Source organism: Trinickia sp. HAY1-2D (genome assembly GCF_056754935.1).
In genome coordinates this window covers 311,630-329,771 of the sequence record NZ_JBPGWX010000001.1, presented here as the reverse complement: position 1 = coordinate 329,771, position 18,142 = coordinate 311,630, and the positions used below count along the sequence as shown (strand labels likewise).

17 protein-coding genes are annotated in these 18,142 nt (G+C 64.8%); 10 read left to right on the top strand and 7 right to left on the bottom strand.

Translation table 11 applies throughout. From position 1 onward, the window contains the following. Positions 1-21: 21 nt before the first annotated feature. The 3 genes from gndA to ACR9ZC_RS01420 all read right to left on the bottom strand — a co-directional run bounded on the left by gndA (position 22) and on the right by ACR9ZC_RS01420 (position 3,422). Positions 22-1,431: an NADP-dependent phosphogluconate dehydrogenase gene (gene gndA, locus ACR9ZC_RS01430; RefSeq protein ID WP_481578818.1), complete on the bottom strand. Its 1,410-nt coding sequence runs from the start codon at positions 1,429-1,431 to the stop codon at positions 22-24. Between the two features lie 91 nt (positions 1,432-1,522). Further along, on the bottom strand, positions 1,523-2,419 hold the full coding sequence (locus ACR9ZC_RS01425; protein ID WP_481578817.1) for an NAD-dependent protein deacetylase: 897 nt from the start codon (positions 2,417-2,419) through the stop codon (positions 1,523-1,525). Positions 2,420-2,525: 106 nt separating this feature from the next. Continuing rightward, positions 2,526-3,422 carry a LysR family transcriptional regulator gene (locus ACR9ZC_RS01420; protein WP_481578816.1) on the bottom strand — a complete coding sequence of 299 codons (897 nt, stop codon included), beginning with the start codon at positions 3,420-3,422 and terminating at the stop codon, positions 2,526-2,528. Between the two features lie 116 nt (positions 3,423-3,538). Here ACR9ZC_RS01420 and ACR9ZC_RS01415 point away from each other — a divergent pair, with 116 nt between their 5' ends. Next, positions 3,539-4,417 carry an alpha/beta fold hydrolase gene (locus ACR9ZC_RS01415; RefSeq protein ID WP_481578815.1) on the top strand — a complete coding sequence of 293 codons (879 nt, stop codon included), beginning with the start codon at positions 3,539-3,541 and terminating at the stop codon, positions 4,415-4,417. A 32-nt stretch (positions 4,418-4,449) separates the two neighbouring features. Here the strand turns inward: ACR9ZC_RS01415 and ACR9ZC_RS01410 are convergent, their stop codons facing one another. The 3 genes from ACR9ZC_RS01410 to vapB form a co-directional block, all read right to left on the bottom strand. After that, a complete protein-coding gene (locus ACR9ZC_RS01410; protein WP_481578814.1) occupies positions 4,450-5,682 on the bottom strand; it encodes an NAD(P)/FAD-dependent oxidoreductase in 1,233 nt (410 codons plus the stop codon). 83 nt (positions 5,683-5,765) lie between these two features. Beyond that, positions 5,766-6,173 (bottom strand): PIN domain-containing protein, encoded by a 408-nt coding sequence (locus ACR9ZC_RS01405; RefSeq protein ID WP_481578813.1) that lies wholly within the window; start codon positions 6,171-6,173, stop codon positions 5,766-5,768. After that, on the bottom strand, positions 6,173-6,409 hold the full coding sequence (vapB, locus tag ACR9ZC_RS01400; protein WP_331566416.1) for a type II toxin-antitoxin system VapB family antitoxin: 237 nt from the start codon (positions 6,407-6,409) through the stop codon (positions 6,173-6,175). Before vapB ends, ACR9ZC_RS01405 begins: the two co-directional genes overlap by 1 nt. A 250-nt stretch (positions 6,410-6,659) precedes the next feature. On the opposite strand from vapB, the gene ACR9ZC_RS01395 reads away from it, so the two are divergent. The 9 genes from ACR9ZC_RS01395 to ACR9ZC_RS01355 all read left to right on the top strand — a co-directional run bounded on the left by ACR9ZC_RS01395 (position 6,660) and on the right by ACR9ZC_RS01355 (position 16,918). Beyond that, a complete protein-coding gene (locus ACR9ZC_RS01395; protein ID WP_331566418.1) occupies positions 6,660-7,160 on the top strand; it encodes a (2Fe-2S)-binding protein in 501 nt (166 codons plus the stop codon). Then, a complete protein-coding gene (locus ACR9ZC_RS01390) occupies positions 7,157-9,544 on the top strand; it encodes a xanthine dehydrogenase family protein molybdopterin-binding subunit (RefSeq protein ID WP_481578812.1) in 2,388 nt (795 codons plus the stop codon). The genes ACR9ZC_RS01395 and ACR9ZC_RS01390 overlap by 4 nt, the downstream gene beginning before the upstream one ends. Before the next feature lie 22 nt (positions 9,545-9,566). Further along, entirely contained in the window at positions 9,567-10,367 is an 801-nt protein-coding gene (locus ACR9ZC_RS01385) for an FAD binding domain-containing protein (protein ID WP_481578811.1), read from the top strand. Positions 10,368-10,396: 29 nt separating this feature from the next. Continuing rightward, positions 10,397-11,284, top strand: a complete 888-nt coding sequence (locus ACR9ZC_RS01380; RefSeq protein WP_481578810.1) for an AAA family ATPase — start codon at positions 10,397-10,399, stop codon at positions 11,282-11,284. Positions 11,285-11,287: 3 nt separating this feature from the next. Beyond that, complete coding sequence (locus ACR9ZC_RS01375) at positions 11,288-12,553, top strand: vWA domain-containing protein (RefSeq protein ID WP_481578809.1); 1,266 nt, start codon at positions 11,288-11,290, stop codon at positions 12,551-12,553. Next, entirely contained in the window at positions 12,544-13,116 is a 573-nt protein-coding gene (locus ACR9ZC_RS01370; RefSeq protein WP_481578808.1) for an SRPBCC family protein, read from the top strand. Before ACR9ZC_RS01375 ends, ACR9ZC_RS01370 begins: the two co-directional genes overlap by 10 nt. After that, positions 13,089-14,123 carry an XdhC family protein gene (locus ACR9ZC_RS01365; protein WP_481578807.1) on the top strand — a complete coding sequence of 345 codons (1,035 nt, stop codon included), beginning with the start codon at positions 13,089-13,091 and terminating at the stop codon, positions 14,121-14,123. Before ACR9ZC_RS01370 ends, ACR9ZC_RS01365 begins: the two co-directional genes overlap by 28 nt. Before the next feature lie 157 nt (positions 14,124-14,280). After that, positions 14,281-15,717, top strand: coding sequence for a pyridoxal phosphate-dependent decarboxylase family protein (locus tag ACR9ZC_RS01360; RefSeq protein WP_481578806.1), 1,437 nt, complete (start codon positions 14,281-14,283; stop codon positions 15,715-15,717). 124 nt (positions 15,718-15,841) lie between these two features. Next, positions 15,842-16,918 carry a DnaJ C-terminal domain-containing protein gene (locus ACR9ZC_RS01355; RefSeq protein ID WP_481578805.1) on the top strand — a complete coding sequence of 359 codons (1,077 nt, stop codon included), beginning with the start codon at positions 15,842-15,844 and terminating at the stop codon, positions 16,916-16,918. On the opposite strand, the gene ACR9ZC_RS01350 is transcribed toward ACR9ZC_RS01355, so the two are convergent. Further along, positions 16,913-18,118, bottom strand: a complete 1,206-nt coding sequence (locus tag ACR9ZC_RS01350; RefSeq protein WP_481578804.1) for an aminotransferase-like domain-containing protein — start codon at positions 18,116-18,118, stop codon at positions 16,913-16,915. The two genes, ACR9ZC_RS01355 and ACR9ZC_RS01350, sit on opposite strands and share 6 nt — an antisense overlap. Positions 18,119-18,142: the final 24 nt, after the last annotated feature.

The following is an 18,142-nucleotide window of genomic DNA, read 5'->3' as shown; positions in this document are numbered from 1 at the left end:
CCGTAGGTCCTCGCAAAACCGTCAAGACCAATGCGCGTGGAAGCTACCTTCCTTATCCACCCGCTCGAACGTGTGCGCGCCGAAGAAATCGCGCTGTGCCTGAATGAGGTTGGCCGGCAGCCGTTCGGCGCGATAGCCGTCGAAATAAGCGATGGCCGATGCGAACGCGGGTACCGGCACGCCCGCCGTCACAGCCGAGACCACCACGTCGCGCAGTGCCGATTGATAGTTCTCCGAAATAGTCCGGAAGTACGGATCGAGCAGCAGGTTCGGCAACCGCGGATCGCTCCTGTACGCGTCGGTGATCTTTTGCAGGAAGCGCGCGCGAATGATGCAGCCAGCCCGGAAAATCTTCGCGATCGTACCGAAGTCGAGATTCCAGCCGTATTCCTGCGACGCGGCCGCCAATTGCGCAAATCCTTGTGCGTACGAAATGACCTTGCTGAAGTAGAGCGCACGCCGGACCGCTTCGATGAACGCGTCGCGCTCGCCCGCCATTGCCTTCGGCTGCGGCCCGGACAGCACCTTGCTCGCCGCCACGCGTTGGGTTTTCAACGATGAAAGCACGCGTGCGAACACCGATTCCGTGATGAGCGGCAGCGGTACGCCCAGATCGAGCGCGTTCTGGCTCGTCCATTTGCCGGTTCCCTTTTGCGCCGCACGGTCGAGAATGACGTCGACGAGATCCTTCCCGGTTTCGTCGTCGCGCTTGTCGAAAATCTTTGCGGTGATCTCGATCAGATAGCTGTCGAGCTCGCCCGCGTTCCACTCGCGGTAGACGCTGCCGAGTTCGGCATTCGAGAGTCCTGCCACCTGCTTGAGTACGGCATAGCTTTCCGCAATCAATTGCATGTCGCCGTACTCGATTCCGTTGTGGACCATTTTGACGAAATGGCCCGCGCCGTCGGGGCCCATATAGGCCACGCAGGGTTCCCCGTCGGGCGCCTTCGCCGCAATTTCGGTCAGGATCGGCGCAACGAGATCGTAAGCCTCGCGCTGGCCGCCCGGCATGATCGATGGCCCCTTGAGCGCGCCCTCCTCGCCACCGGATACACCGGTGCCGATGAAGTGCAGGCCCGATTTCGCGAGATCCTGGTTGCGGCGGATCGTGTCGGTGAAGTGCGTATTGCCGCCGTCGATCAAAATGTCGCCCGGCTCGAGCAGCGGTCTGAGCGCGGCGATCGTCGCGTCCGTCGGCTCGCCCGCCTTGACCATCATGAGAATGCGGCGAGGCTTCTCGAGCGACGCGACGAATTCTTCGAGCGAATAGGCGGGAACGAGCCGGCGCCCGGCGCACGCGGCCAGCATATCGTCCGTCTTCGCACGGCTGCGGTTATAGATCGCCACGTCATGGCCGCGGCTTTCGATATTCAGCGCGAGATTGCGGCCCATGACGGCGAGGCCGATGACACCGATGGCGGGTTTGCCCATTGTCGAATTCTCCTTGGAACGCTGCCTGCGACGGCCCGTTTGCCGCGCGGCACGACGGAACTTCGTCCGTCGACGATTGAGAGGAAACAGGTTACGCCATGCGTTCGGCCAATGCCGCCAACGCATCGCCGCACGGAGCCGCCACCTTCAGCGCCAGCATCGCATCCGCGCGCGTGCGCCCAAGATTGACTGCGGCAACGGGCATGCCTGCACGCGCCGCCCAGACGCAAAACCGATAACCGGAATACACCATCAACGACGAGCCGATCACGAGCATCGCGTCGGCCGCCTCCAGCGCCGCGGCAGCCGCCTCCACGGTCGAGCGCGGCACGTTCTCGCCGAAAAAGACGACCGACGGTTTCAGCATGCCGCCGCAGTGCGGACATGCCGGCACATGGAACGTGTCCAGGTCCGCCCATTCGAGGTGTGCATCGCCATCCGCGGACGGCTGGGCGAACGCACCGGCGAGCCCCGGGTTCTCCGCCGCGAGGATGTCTTGCACCGACTCACGCGAATGCCCGGCACCGCAGGCGAGACAGATCACGTCGCGTATGCTGCCATGCAGCTCGATGACACGATTGCTCCCAGCGCGTTGGTGCAGCCCGTCCACGTTCTGGGTCACGAGCGTGGCGACGCGAGCGGCTTGCTCGAGGCGCGCGAGGGCGCGATGCGCAGCATTCGGGCGAGCTTCGGCCAGCATCGGCCAGCCCACCATGCTGCGCGCCCAGTAGCGGCGCCGTGCAGGCTCGGAGCTCACGAACGCCTTGTACTCGATCGGTTGCGCGCGCATCCAATTGCCGTCGGCGTCGCGATAGCCGGGAATACCGGAGTCCGTGCTGATGCCGGCCCCGGTCAAGACAAAAAGGCGCGGATGCCGCTGCACGAAAGCGCACAACGCTTCGAGCGCATCCGCGCACGTTTCGCCGTTCGCGGCGGCGGCCGTTGAAGACGGTGACGAATGCGCGGTTACTGCGGTGGATTCAGTCATGGCACGGCAAAGTGAGCGATGCCGCTGCCGTCGATGCGGCGCGACGACGCGAATTCTACGCCGTTCCGAACCGGCGTGCCGGCAACCCGCGGATCCGTGGCCGGGCCTACAGCCGCTCGCCCGCGAGCCGCGCGGCCAGGAAATCGATCAGCAGGCGCAAGCGGGCCGGCATCTTCCGCGTGCGCATCCAGACAGCGCAAAGCGGCAGCGGTGCCGGCTCGTATTCGGGCAGGACGATCTCCACGCGGCCCGCTTCGATGAGCTCGCGAATCTGCCAGAATGCGGCGAGCCCCACGCCCATCCCCTCCGCCACCGCGGCATTGACGGCGGCGAGTCGATTGCATTCGATACGCCCTGAAACGAGAACCGAATGCCGCGCGCCGTCGCGCGAATCGAACGTCCAGCGATTGGCGTTGGGCACACCGGTTCGAATCACGCACTCATGCGCGCCGAGGTCTTCGGGCGTCCGAGGATGGCCGTGCTCGGCAAGATACGAGGCCGCCGCGAATGCGACGCGACGCACGTGCCCAAGCTGCCGCGCGACGAGGCGCGAATCGGGCGTGGCACCGACGCGCAGCGTGAGGTCGGCCCCGCTTTCCGGCGGATCGCGCAATTCGTCGTCGAACTCCAACGACGCCTGAAGTTCAGGATGGCGGGCGAGGAATTCGGCCACGAGCGGCACGACATACCGAGGGCCGAAGAGCGTGGGCGCATGAATACGCAGCCGTCCCGTCAGCCGCTTCGCATCCTCCGCCAGTTCGGTACGCGCAATCTCGAGATCCGCGAGAACGGCTTTGACGCGTTCATAGAACCGCGCCCCGGCGGGGCTCAGTTGCAACGTGCGTGTCGTCCTCAAGACGAGCGTGACGCCCATCGACTGCTCCAACGTCTGCAACCCGCGGCTCACGGCCTGCAGCGAACGGCCCAGGCGGCGTCCGGCGGCAGTCAGACTCCCTTCCTCGGCTATCGCAACAAAGGTTTCCAGTTCACGCAGCGATTGCACATTATTCTCCCCAAAAACGGGATATTAAATCCACATGCCGGCTAATTATCAATTCGTTTTCGCAGAGTAGCATCTGTCCCATCGACTCTTTCATACCCAACCGCAGGAGAACGAAGATGGACTCGACCCGCGCAAGCATGCGTTACCGCACCGTACAGATCGACGGACTCGACATTTTCTATCGCGAAGCGGGCCCGCAAGACGCACCGGTTCTCCTGCTGCTGCACGGCTTTCCGTCGGCGTCACGCATGTACGAAACGTTGATGCCGCTGCTCTCGAATCAGTTTCGTGTCATCGCGCCGGACTATCCCGGCTTCGGACATAGCAGCGCGCCTGCGCCGAGCGCGTTTGCTTACACTTTCGATTCGCTCGCCGGCGTGATGGAGCGTTTCATCGAAACGCTCGAGTTGCGCCGTTTCACGTTGTTCGTGCAGGACTACGGCGGCCCGGTCGGCTTTCGTCTTGCGCAGGCGCATCCGGAGCGTATCCGCGGCCTGATCGTGCAGAACGCCGTCGCACATGTGGAAGGTTTGGGTCCGTTGTGGGAAGTCCGCAAGGCCTTTTGGAAGGACCGGGCAACGCATGAGGCCGCGTTACGCACGAGCTTGCTGTCATATGAGGCTACGCGCTTGCGTCACGTGGGAACGAGTCCGCATCCGGATCGCTACGATCCCGATACCTGGAACGACGAATTCGCCTTTTTGTCGCGCCCAGGGCAGATCGACATCCAAACTGAACTCTTTTATGACTACCGGAACAACGTCGAGCGATACCCTCAATGGCAGCGTTACCTGCGCGAACACCGCCCGCCCACGCTCGTCGTCTGGGGCAAGTACGATGCGTCGTTCACGGTGGAAGGCGCACACGCATACGGACGCGAGCTACCCGACGCCCGAATCCATCTGCTGGACGCGGGCCACTTCGCACTCGACGAGGCCTGCGATGAGATCAGCGCGCTGACACATGCCTTTCTGACGGAACTCGGGCGTTCTTGACCGAGCGGGTTACCGACCGATTCGACACGCGCTCAAAACCGATCGATGCGGAACGGGCGCGGATCCACGAAGGGCTTGGCGCCCGTGACCATATCGGCGATAAGGCGCCCCGTCACCGGGCCCAGTGTGAACCCATGATGCGCGTGCCCGAATGCGAACCATAGACCCGGGTGCCGCGTGGCCGGACCGATGACAGGCAGCATGTCGCTCGTGCACGGACGTTGCCCCATCCACGGTTCCGAATCGACTCGCTCGCCGAGGGGAAACAAGTCCCGGGCGATCGGCTCGACAGCCTCGAGCTGATCTGGCGTCTTCGGCTCGTCGAGCAACGCAAGCTCCGCCCCCGTCGTGAGCCGGATCCCGCGTGCCATCGGTGCGAGCAGATAGCCCTTTTCGACATCGAGGACGGGATGATTGAGGCGCGCCCCCGATTTTGCGCGGTAGTGCATGTGGTACCCGCGCTTGATGCCGAGCGAAAGCCGATAGCCGAGCCTGGCGCTGAGGGGCTGAGACCACGGCCCGAGTGCGACTACGGCCGAATCGGCTTCCAGCACGCCCTCCTCCGTGTTCACCCGCCAATGCGGCTCGAGCGTCCTCGCGTCGCCGAAAACGATGCGCCCGCCCAGCCGCTCGAAATAACGGGCGTACGCCGTGACGAGGGCATTCGGATCCGCTACCGAATACGATTGCCCGTAGCGCACGCCGCCGATGAGAGCCGATGACAGATCGGGCTCCGCGGCGTGAAGCGCTGCCGCATCGAGCACGTCGTACTCGATGCCGTACTCGCGCTGCGAGCGCTCGGCCGTCTTCAATTCCTCGTCGAATTTGGCCGCGGTGCGGAAGACCCGTATCCAGCCGGTCGGACGCAACATGTCCGCCGCGCCGGCGGCCGCTGCCAGCGCCTTGTGCTCGCTGACACAGTGTTCGATCAACGTGGAATAGGCGCGCGCAATGGCGATGTGACGATCGGGGGCCGAATTGCGCCAGTACCGCCAGAGAAACGGTGCGAGCTTGAACATCGCACCGGGGTGATACCGGACATCGAGTGCGCGGTTTCCCGCATAGCCGAGCAGCGTGCCGAGCCCGCGCGGAAAGGCGTACGGATAAACGCCCTCCCGTTGGATCAGTCCCGCGTTACCGAACGAAGTTTCATTGCCGGGCGCTTTTCGGTCGACGAGCGCTACGGACAGACCGCGCTGCTGCAAGTGAGCGGCGATCGAAACGCCGACCATGCCGGCGCCAAGCACGAGAGTGTCGAATTTCATCGGAAGTTAACATGCCCCATGTTTGCGGCTGAAACGACGCAACGGCACACGACTCCATGCCGGACCGCCTCGTTCCTTCGCCTCTACGCCGCGCCGCTCATCCAGTTTTCCAGCTTCAGGCCTGGATAGGCGGCGAAGTCGCGTTCGTTGTTGGTGACGAGCACAATATCGAGCGCCAACGCATGCGCCGCAATGAGCTTGTCGAGATGATCTTTCTTTCGCTCGCGCGTCGCCTCGCGGACCGGCCCATAGGCCCTGGCGGCGGCGACATCGAAGGGCGCGACCGGGATGTCCTCGATCAGCGCAGCGAGATTCCGTCGCTCGCGTGCGTGGTTGGCCGAGGCCGCGACACCGTTCTCCAATTCCGCATAGGTAATGGCCGACATCACGACGTCGCCGACGTAGCATTGTGCGAAGCGCTCCGCCACCTGCTCCGGCTGGTTCTTCATCAAGTAGATGCACATGTTGGTGTCGAGCATGAAGCGCGGCATCAGAGTGCCTCGCGCTCTGTTTGCTCCTGGCTGCCGCGCCCCTCGGACATGAAATCCGGCCCGAATCTGGCGAACTTCTTGAGCACCCCGCCCAGCGCTCGACGCGCCGGCCGAATGCGGAGCTCGTCCCCGACACGCTCGATCTCGAGCTCCACGTCCGTGCGCTCGTACGCCAGATCGGCGGGGATACGCACTGCCTGCGAATTGCCGTTCTTGAAAACCCTGGTCGTATGCATCGTTAAGCCCGTCCGCGGATGTACGATGGATGTACTATAGCGCGGATCCGGCACAACGTAAATCCGTGTGTGTACATGTTTTGAGGCCATCGAGGGTCTCCTATAACAGCAGAGCCCGCCAAATTGTGCTTTACTTCCCGGTGCATCTAGAAAATAACGCGCTATAGCCGGACAAGCGGCACTGCACGCATCGAAGGTGCCGGCTGTCGCCCCCCTGCCTTGCCCGACTCTGGCCGACCGGAGACAATCCATGGCAATCAGCATCAGTCTGACAGTCAACGGCGCCCCGGTGAGCGCCGAAGTCGAGCCTCACACACTTCTAGTCCATTTCCTCCGCGATACATTGCGCCTGACCGGCACGCATGTCGGCTGCGATACCGCCCAGTGCGGCGCCTGCACGATCCATATGGATGGACGCGCCGTCAAAGCCTGCAATGTCCTCGCCGTCCAAGCCGACGGTGCCCGGCTGACCACCATCGAGGGGCTCGCCGAAGACGGTGCCCTGCATCCGATGCAAGCCGCCTTTCGCGAATGCCACGGCCTTCAGTGCGGCTTTTGCACACCGGGCATGGTCATGAGCGCCACCGCGCTGATCGCGGCCAAGCCCGATGCCAGTGCCGACGACGTGCGCCGTCAGCTCGACGGAAACTTCTGCCGCTGCACCGGCTATCACAACATCGTCAAAGCGGTACTCGAGGGCGCGGCAGGCATGCGCCAACAGGCGGCATCGACCGTACGGGAGCCATCATGAACGCACCTGAAGAACGCCGCCTGATCGGAGCCTCCGTCAAACGCAAGGAAGACTACCGATTCCTCACAGGCGCCGGGCAATACACCGACGACATCGTGCTGCCGCAGCAAACCTACGGCATGTTCGTGCGCTCGCCCCATGCGCATGCGCGTCTCGGCAAAATCGACGTGGAAGCAGCGCGCGGCGCGCCCGGCGTCATCGCCGTCTTCACGGGCGCCGATCTCGCCGCCGAGAAAGTGGGCGGCCTGCCCTGCGGCTGGCTCATCCACAGCACCGACGGCTCGCCGATGCGCGAGCCGCCGCATCCGGTCCTGGCCACGGGCAAGGTCCGGCACGTGGGCGACCCGATCGCGCTCGTCATCGCCGAGACTGCCAAAGCGGCCAAGGACGCAGCCGAACTCGTGACAGTGGATTACGACCTGCTACCGGCCGTGGCGGACACCGCCCGCGCAGCCGACTCGGGTCAACCCGCCGTGCACGACGAGGTTCCCGACAACGTCTGCTATACCTGGGGCCACGGCGACAAAGCCGCGACCGACGCAGCCTTCGCGCAGGCCGCACATGTCACGACGCTCGAGATCGTGAACAACCGCCTCGTGCCGAACGCCGTCGAACCGCGCGCGGTCAATGCGAGTTACTCGCGGCAAGACGAAAGCTACACCGTCTACGTCGCCAATCAGAACCCGCATGTCGAGCGGCTCCTGATGGCGGCGTTCGTTCTGTCGCTGCCGGAATCGAAGCTGCGCATCGTCGCGCCCGACGTCGGCGGCGGATTCGGCTCGAAGATCTTTCTCTACGGCGAGGATGTCGCGCTGACCTGGGCGTCCAAGCGCATCGGCCGCCCCGTCAAATGGACGGCGGAACGTTCGGAATCGTTCGTCTCCGATGCGCACGGCCGCGATCATGTGACGAAAGCGGAACTCGCGCTCGATGGCGACGGCCGTTTTCTTGCGATGCGCGTGCATACCACCGCGAACATGGGCGCCTATCTGTCGACGTTCGCCTCGTCCGTGCCGACGATTCTATATGCGACGCTGCTCGCGGGCCAATACGCGACGCCCGCTATTTATGCCGAGGTGAAAGCCGTCTTTACGAACACGGTGCCCGTCGACGCCTACCGTGGGGCGGGACGTCCGGAAGCCACGTACGTCGTCGAGCGGCTCGTCGAAACCGCGGCGCACGAACTCGGCATGGACCCCGCTGAAATCCGCAGGCGCAACTTCATCCGCGCGTTTCCCTACACGACACCCGTCGGGCTCACGTACGACACGGGAGACTACGAAGTCTGCCTCGCACGTGCCATCGAACTCGCCGACGTGGCGGGCTTTGCGGCGCGCCGCGACGCGGCGAAGCAAAACGGCAAGCTGCGCGGCCTCGGCTACTCGTGCTACATCGAAGCGTGCGGTCTCGCACCGTCGAAAATCGCGGGCGCCCTTGGCGCACGCGCCGGCCTGTTCGAAGCGGGCGAGGTCCGCGTGCATCCCACGGGAACGGTTACGGTCTTCACCGGCTCGCACAGCCACGGGCAGGGGCACGAAACGACGTTCGCGCAAGTCGTCGCCGATCGGCTCGGCCTGTCGATGGACCAGGTCGAAATCGTCCATGGCGATACCGGCCGCATTCCATTCGGCATGGGAACCTACGGTTCGCGCTCGATCGCAGTGGGCGGCACGGCCATCATGAAAGCGCTCGACAAGATCGAAGCCAAGGCAAAAAAGATCGCGGCACATCTGCTCGAAGCCTCAGCCAGCGACATCGAATTCGGCAACGGTGTCTTTCGTGTGGCCGGCACGGACCGTACCAAGACGTTCGCCGAAGTGGCACTGGCCGCCTATGTTCCGCACAACTATCCGCTCGAGGAACTTGAGCCGGGATTGGACGAGAACGCGTTCTACGATCCAAGCAATTTCACGTACCCGTCAGGTGCCTATATTTGCGAAGTCGAAGTGGACCCCGATACAGGCGAAACGCGCATCGAGCGATTCACCGCTGTCGACGACTTCGGCAACGTCATCAATCCGATGATCGTCGAAGGGCAGGTGCACGGCGGGCTCGGCCAAGGTATCGGCCAGGCGCTGCTCGAGCGCTGTGTCTATGACCCCGACACAGGGCAGTTGCTGTCGGGCTCCTACATGGACTACGCGATGCCGCGCGCTTCGGATCTGCCCGAGTTCACGGTCGAGACGAGTCAAGGCACACCGTGCACGCACAATCCGCTCGGGGTCAAGGGATGCGGGGAAGCGGGCGCAATCGGCTCGCCGCCGGCGGTCATCAACGCGATCGTCGACGCCCTCGCGCCGCTTGGCGTGAAAGACCTGCAGATGCCCGCCACCCCGCACCGCGTCTGGTCCGCGATTCAGGCCGCGCAGTCGTCGGTCCATTGAACGGTCGACAGGAGACAGCTCCATGTATTCATATTCGTTCGACTATGAGCGCGCGGCCGATGCGCAGGCCGCCGTGGCGGCCCTGCAGGCGGATAGCGACGCCAAATACCTCGGCGGCGGGCAAAGCATGCTGCCGACCATGCGTTTGCGCCTGGCGCAGCCGACGAAGCTCGTCGACATCACGCGCATTGCGGCCTTGAAGGAAATTCGCGTCGACAGCCAGACGGTTTCGATCGGCGCCGCCGTGTGCCATGCGGATGTCGCCGAACATGACGGCATCCAACGCACGGTGCCTGGGCTGGCCGAACTCGCCAGCATGATCGGCGATCGCCAAGTGCGCGCCCGCGGCACGCTGGGCGGCTCGCTCGCCAACGACGACCCTGCCGCCGATTATCCTGCTGCGGTGCTCGCTCTGGGCGCGACGGTCGTCACCGATCGCCGACGCATTGCAGCCGACGACTTCTTCGTCGGCATGTACGAAACGGCGCTCGAACCGGACGAACTCATCGTTGCCGTCGAATTTCCCGTGCCGGAAAAAAGCGCCTATGAGAAGTTCCGCAACCCCGCATCCCAATTCGCGCTCGTCGGCGTGTTCGTGGCCAAGCGGGCCGATGGTGTGCGGGTTGCCGTCACGGGCGCCGCGCCTTCGGTGTTTCGACCGTCCGCGCTCGAAGCGGCGTTGAGCAGCCATTTCACGCGCGATGCGGCCCGGCAGGTCACGCTGTCTCCCGACGAACTGAACACGGATTTGCACGCGAGCGCCGAGTATCGTGCCCATCTGATTCCGATCCTCGCGGCGCGCGCCGTCGAGCGGGCCCGCTAGCGGCCTGCCCTCGCTCCGGACCGACCACGATGCAGCCGGCAACGATCGACGCAACCGTCGCCGAACTCGCGGCGCACCGCTATTTTGCGAGTCGGGAGCTCGCCACGGCGCTCTTTCTGGCGCTGCGGATGGACCGGCCGCTTTTTCTCGAAGGCGAGCCGGGCGTCGGCAAGACCGAGCTCGCCAAGGCGGCCTCGGAAATCCTCGGCACGACGCTCTTGCGCCTGCAGTGCTACGAAGGGCTGGACACGGCCAGTGCGCTCTACGAATGGGATTACCCGCGCCAAATCATGGCGCTGCGCCTGGCCGAAGCGGCCGGCGAGCGGCCCGGCAACGATACGCTCTATCGCAGCGAATTCCTGCTGAAGCGCCCGCTTCTGCAAGCGCTGATGCCTGACGAGCAACATCCGGGTGCGCAACGTGTGCTGCTCATCGATGAAATCGATCGCGCCGACGAGCCGTTCGAGGCCTTTCTGCTCGAACTGCTTTCGGATTTCCAGGTGTCGATTCCCGAATACGGCACGGTACGCGCAGAGCGGGCGCCGCTCGTCATCGTCACGTCGAACCGCACGCGCGAGGTCCATGACGCGCTCAAGCGCCGCTGCCTCTATCAATGGATCGGCTATCCGGAGCAGGACCGCGAACTCGCGATCGTCGCGGCGCGTGCCCCCGAAGCGGCGGGACAACTGCAGCGGCGCGTCGTGGCGTTCGTGCACCGGTTGCGCTCGATGGACCTGTTCAAGGCCCCGGGCATCGCGGAAACGATCGACTGGTGCCGCGCGCTCGCGGCACTGTCGATTTCGGAGCTCGATCCACAGTCCGTGCATGACACGCTCGGCGTGCTGCTCAAGTATCAGGACGACCTCGCACGGCTCGATACCGATCAAATCGCGCGATGCTTGGCCGAAGCGGAGTAGTCGATGGCCTCGCCCCGCTCGCCACTATCGCCCGCGTCGCCCGCTTCGTGCCCGGAACTGCCGATGTTCGCGCGCAACGTCGTACATTTCGTGCGGCTGCTGCGCGCGGCAGGCTTGGCGATGTCACCCGCTCATTCAATCGATGTATTGGACGCGCTGCGGCTGATCGAGATCGGAAGGCGCGACGACGTGCACGACGCGCTGGCCGCGATTCTCACGCACTCGCCCGATGAGCGGGCATTCTTCGATACGGCCTTCGATCTGTTCTGGCGCGATCCCGATTGGGCGGGGAAGCTGCGTGCCCTGTTACTGCCCAAAGCGCGTGCCGGTGTGCCACCCCCGATGCGCAACAACCGCTTGGCGGATGCGCTCGCGACCCGTACGTCTCGGTCGGACAAGCCCGCCGCCAGCGAACCGCAGCAGCGCGAGCTGAATGCGCACGCAACGTTCAGCGCCGAAGAGCGCCTTCGTCACCGTGATTTCGATACGTTGACCGCCGACGAATGGCGCGCGTTGCAGCACGCGATCCGCAACCGCCGCATGTCGTTCGCGACCGAACCGACTCGCCGGCTGCGGGCAGCCTCGCACGGCGTCCATGCCGACGTTCGTGCCAGCGCGCGCCAAGCCGTGCGCGTCGGCGGAGACTGGCTGGTCTGGAAGTACCGCGCCGTGCGGGAACGCAAACCCCCGCTCGTCCTGCTGCTCGATATTTCCGGCTCGATGGCCAACTACTCTCGTGCCGTGCTCTATTACTGCCATGCGCTGCTGCAATCGCGCGAGAGACTGCAGGTCTTCGTGTTCGGTACACGCCTCACGCATGCGACGCGCGCGCTGCGCGAGCGCGATCCCGATGCGGCGATCGCCGCGCTTGGGCGAAGCGTCGAGGACTGGGCCGGCGGCACGCGGATCGGCGCGGCACTGGCGCAATTCAATCGGCAGTGGGCCAGGCGCGTCCTCGGTGGGCGCGCGACGGTGTTGCTCGTGACCGATGGCCTCGATCATGAAGCGATCGAACTGCTCGATGCCGAAATGGCGCGCCTGGCTCGCAACGCCTACCGCATCGTATGGCTCAATCCGCTGCTGCGCTATGCCGGGTTCTCCGCGCGAGCGCGCGGCGTGCGCGCGATCCTGCCGCACGTCGACGCGCATCGCCCTGTTCACAACCTCGAGAGCCTCGATGCGCTCGCGCACGACTTCGAGCATCTCGCGCGCGTGCCCCGCCACCCGATGCCCGTTTCGCCGAACCAAGGAGTGCCGCAATGGAACTGACCGAGCAATACGTCCTGCCCGTCTCGCGCGAGCACGCATGGGAAGCGCTGCGCGACACGGCGGTGCTCCGGACTATCATTCCCGGCTGCGAAAGCATCGAGGCCGACGGCGAGAATGCCTATACCGTCTCCATGCTCGCCGCCGTGGGACCCGTGAAGGCGCATTTCAAGGGACGCATGTCGTTGACCGACATCGACCCGCCGAACAGCTATACCGTCGTGTTCGAAGGCCAGGGCGGCGTCGCCGGTTTCGCGAAAGGCAGCGCCGCGGTCACGCTCGAAGCCGACGGGGAATCGTCGACCAAGTTATCGTATACGGCGCACGCCCAGGTGGGCGGCAAGCTCGCGCAGATCGGCTCGCGGCTCGTCGACGGAGCCGCGCGCAAGGTCGCGGGCGAATTCTTCAAGCGCTTTACAGCACAGATGACGGGTGAGGCAGGAGCAGGAGCAGGCGCCGCAAGCACTGATGAAAGCGAAGCGTCGGCGCAGCCTGGCGAAGCAGCCGACGAGGCACCCGCTGGCAAAGGACACAAATCATGGAAAGCGTGGATCTCGAAGTCGTGAAATCGAGCGCGCGCTGGCTCGACGAAGGGCATCGCGTATTGCTCGTCACAGTGGTCAAGACGTGGGGGTCGTCCCCGCGCCCGCAAGGTGCGATGCTCGCCGTGCGGGACGACGGCCTCGTGGCCGGTTCCGTATCGGGCGGCTGCATCGAAGACGATCTGATCGACCGCGTGCGCCGCCACGGCATAGGCGGCAGCAGCCCCGAGGCCGTGAAGTACGGCATCACGGCGGAGGAAGCCCATCGCTTCGGCTTGCCTTGCGGCGGCACGATCGAACTCGTGCTCGAACCGCTGACGAAGGCAAGCGGCATCGACGAACTCTACCGAGCGGTCGAAGCCGGCCGGCTCGTCGCGCGAACGCTCGATATGAAAACGGGCGCGGCCACGCTCGCGCCCGCGCAGGCAACCGACGGCGTGCAGTTCGACGGCGACACGTTATCGACGATCCATGGCCCGCGCTATCGCATGCTCGTCATCGGAGCCGGGCAGCTATCGCGTTATCTTTGCAGCATCGCGGTGGGCCTGGACTATCAAGTGACGGTTTGCGATCCGCGCGAGGAATACACCGAGGAATGGAATATTCCAGGCACGACGGTCGTCCATACGATGCCGGACGATACCGTTACGGACATGAAGCTCGACGAACGCTGTGCCGTGATCGCGCTGACGCACGATCCGAAGCTCGACGATCTCGCGTTGATGGAAGCGCTGAAAACGCCGGCCTTCTACGTCGGCGCGCTCGGCTCCCGTCGAAACAATGCGGCACGGCGCGAGCGGCTCAAGGAGTTCGATCTTGGCGACGCGCAACTCGCGCGGCTGCATGGGCCGGTCGGCATTTATATCGGCAGCCGCACGCCGCCCGAGATCGCCATTTCAATTCTCGCTGAAGTAACGGCCGCCAAGAACGGTGTATCGTTGCCCACGCTGCTGCAGGTCGAAGGCGCGAAAGCGGCGCGAGAGCGGGCCGGCAGCGAACATCCGGCTTGCGATGCTGCCAGCCGGAGTTAGCGCTTCAGCGTCTTACCGCAGCCAACGCGGCCAACACGGCCAACGCGGCCAACGCGGCCAACGCGGGGCATTGACCTGAAGCGCTGCCGCAGCGCCGTTCGCATCCCGTTTGCATCGGTTACGCACGTCCACCTAAACACCAAGGACACTATTTGTCATGAGCGAACGTTCTCCGTTCCGCCCTGCACTCGAACGCGCGCTGCATCATGCGCTCTCGCACCTCGGGAATCTCGAAGACGGGCCGGTCGCCGCTACCGCCACGCTTGAAACATTACGAAGCCGGCTCGCCAAGCCGCTCAACCGTGCACCGATACCGGCCGAGCGCGTCATCGACGAACTCGTGGCCGATACGGAGGGCGGCATCGTCGCAAGCGCGGGCGGCCGCTTCTTCGGCTGGGTGATCGGCGGCGCCGTGCCTGCTTCGCTCGGCGCGGATTGGCTCACGAGCGCATGGGATCAAAACGCCGCGTCGTTCGCGTGCGCACCGGCCGAGGCTGTCGTCGAGGAAGTCTGCGGCGCATGGCTCAAGGAACTGCTCGGCCTGCCGTCCCATGCAAGCTTCGCGCTCACGAGCGGTTGCCAGACTGCCCACGTCACGGCACTCGCGGCCGCGCGCCATGCCCTGCTCGAACAACGGGGCTGGCAGGTCGAGCGCGACGGGCTCTTCGGTGCGCCGCGCATCCGGATACTCAGCAGCGATCAATTCCACGGCAGCGTCACACAGGCTGTGCGGCTGCTCGGCATGGGCACCGCATGCGTGCAGGCCCTGCCGTCGAATCGAATGGGTCAACTGGAAATGGCCACGCTCGACGAAGCGCTGCGCGCCGAGCCGGACACGCCGACGATCGTCCTGCTGCAGGCGGGAGATCTCAACATCGGCGCCTACGATTCGTTCTCCGAACTGATTCCGCTTGCGCATCGCCACGGCGCATGGGTCCATGTCGACGGCGCCTTCGGGCTATGGGCGAATGCGAGCGAACGCTACCGGTCGTTGTTGACCGGCGTCGAGCACGCCGATTCCTGGGCGACCGATGGGCATAAGTGGCTCAACGTGCCCTACGACAGCGGCTTTGCATTCGTCGCCCACGCCGACGCGCACCGAGCGGCGATGTCGCATTACGCAAGCTATGTTTCATACAACGAAGCAGTTCGCGAACAGAAGGATTGGACGCCCGTCTGGTCGCGGCGGGGCCGCGGGTTTGCCACCTATGCGGCACTGCGCGAATTCGGCCGCGAAGGCGTGGCGGCGCTGGTCGAGCGCTGTTGCGAGGCGGCGCACGCATTGGCCGTCGGCATAGCCGCACAGCCGGGTGTGGAGCTCGTCTGGGCGCCGCGTATCAATCAAGGCCTGGTCCGCTTCGTCGACCCACGGCCCGATGCAACCGAAAGCGATCATGACGCATGGACCGACGCCGTCACCGAGGCGGTGCTTCGAACCGGTGAGGCGCTTTTCAGCAACACGACTTGGCGCGGGAAACGGTGCATGCGCATTTCGGTATGCAATTGGCAGACCGATGCAAGTGCCGTGGCGCGCACCATTGCCGCCGTGACCGAAGTGCTACGCACCATGCGTGCTGCGCGGATCGAGCAATAATCGAAAGTTTGCCGAGATAAGAGCGATTCAACCGGCGCACGGACGCGAGCGCAGGCGATGCGCCGTTTTCCGAACCCGAAACCGGACGCGATAAACTGGCGGCTTTGCGAAATGCAGAGTTGGGGTGGAACCCGTGAGCCTCGATGAGTACTACGAACGATTGGGCTTGCCGAGCGCCGCATCGGCGGCGGAGATCAAGCGAGCCTATCGCCGCCTGAGAGCGCAGTACCACCCCGATCGCAACAAGGGCGAGGAATCGGCCGCCGAATCGCTATTCAAAAAGGTCCAGGAGGCCTTCGAAATCCTCACGGGGCAGCGGCAGGCGCCCATGCGCGCGCAGCCGGCTCCCGCCGCCAGCACACGCAGGACCGACATGCGGCCAGCACGCGCCTCGACTGGCGACGTCGACCGCGGCGCAGCAGCGGGCGGCGCCGGCGCCTGGTCGAAGCACTACGGGGCGAGCGGCGGCCCGATGCCCGTGCGTGGCGCAAACCGGCATACTCAGTTGCACGTGCCGCTCGATGTGGCATTGAACGGCGGCGAAGTGCTCGCCAGTTACCAGGTCAGCGAGACGTGCCGGCAATGCCGGGGCGCGAGCGCACGCGCAACGGTGCTGCCCTGTCCGAACTGTGCCGGCTACGGCACCGGTTACGACGGCGCCTCATGTACCGCATGCGGCGGCGAAGGGCGTATGAAAAGCGCGCACTGGTGCGCGACATGCCAAAGCAAGGGCGTCGAATATCAAACGAAATCGCAGCCCGTGAACGTGCCGTGCGGCGCATGGGACGGCCAGCGCATCGTCGTGCCCGGCGGCGGGTTTGCGGGCATGCACGGCGGACAACCCGGCGATGCGACGTTTACGGTCGTCATCGTCTGTGGGCCCGGTTTTCAGCGGGAAGGGCTGCATCTGAGCGGCGAACTCGAAGTCGATTTCGTCACCGCGACGCTGGGCGGTCCGCTCACCGCCAAAGTACTGGGCCGCGATCTCGACATCGCGATTCCCGCGAATGCCCGGCATGGCAGCACGATCCGCCTGCCGGCGCAGGGCCTCTCAGACGCCTCGGGTAACCGGGGCGAATTGAGGCTGCGCATCGTCCTGGTCATGCCCGAGGCGGCATCGCATCTGAGCGCGGAGGAACGGCGCCGCTTTCGGGAACTGTTCGCGCTGGCCGCGCAGCGAGCAGACGGCACATCGCTATAGACGCCGCTGCACCCCGTCGTCGAAAGCCGCTTTGAGCCGGCGCACGCCTTCGCGAATATCGTCGATCCCTGGCGCCGCGAATGACAGCCGGAGCGAATGGATGTCGACATCGTCCGCAAAGAACGCTTTGCCCGGCACGAATACGACCTTCCGTTCGATCGCGTTCGCGAGCAGTGCCGATGAATCGATGCCCTCGATGCGGGCCCAGACGAACATCCCGCCCTGCGGACGATGAAACGCGATCGCCGCGCCGAACTCCGCCTCGAGCGCGTCGCATAGCGCACCGCACTTGCAACCGTACATCGCGGTAATGCGCGGCAAATGCCGCTCGAGCGAGCCCGCGGCCAGATACTGCGCGGCGATCGCCTGGGTCCACGGCGAGCTGCAAAGATCGACGGTCTGTTTCGCGACGACGCAGCGGCGGGCGATCTCGGCAGGCGCGATCGTCCAGCCGACGCGCAAGCCCGGTGCGACGATCTTCGACAAGCTCCCAAAGTGCACTACCCACGGAAGCGCTCCCTCGACTTCTTTCGCCAGCGCCAGGATCGATGGCAGCGCACTGCCCTTGAAGCGCAAATCGCCGTACGGGTCGTCTTCGACGATCAGGAAGCCATAACGAACCGCAAGTTCGAGCAGCGCGATGCGGCGTGCGCGCGTGAGCATCGCGCCGGAAGGATTGGCGAACGTCGGCACCGTGTACAGCAGTTTCGGCCGATCGAGCGTGCCCGCTGCAAGCATCTCGGCCAGCTTCGCCACGTCGATCCCTTCATCGTCGATCGGCACCGTCACGATCTTTGCCTGCTGAAGCCGCAGCGCTTGCAGGACGGCAGGATAGGCCGGCTGCTCGGTCGCCACGACGTCGCCCGGACCGACGAGCACGCGCAGCAGCAAATCGAAGCCTTGCTGCGATCCTGTCGTGACCAGCAATTCATCGGCGGAGCATGTCACGCCGCGCCGCGCCATCAGCGCGAGGATTTCCTGCTTCAGTTCGGGCAGGCCATCCGTCGGGCCATACTGCAGGCAGAGAACCGGCGACGCGAACGCACGAGTCTGAGCCGCGTTCAGTCCTTCGACATCGAATAGATCGGCAGCCGGATAACCGCCCGCGAACGAAATCATGCCCGGCTGGCCGACGTACTTGAACAGCTCTCGAATCGGCGAGCCGGACGGATGAGCAAACGGCTCGGTGAATCGGTACATGGTGCCCTCTGGCTTCGGCATTCG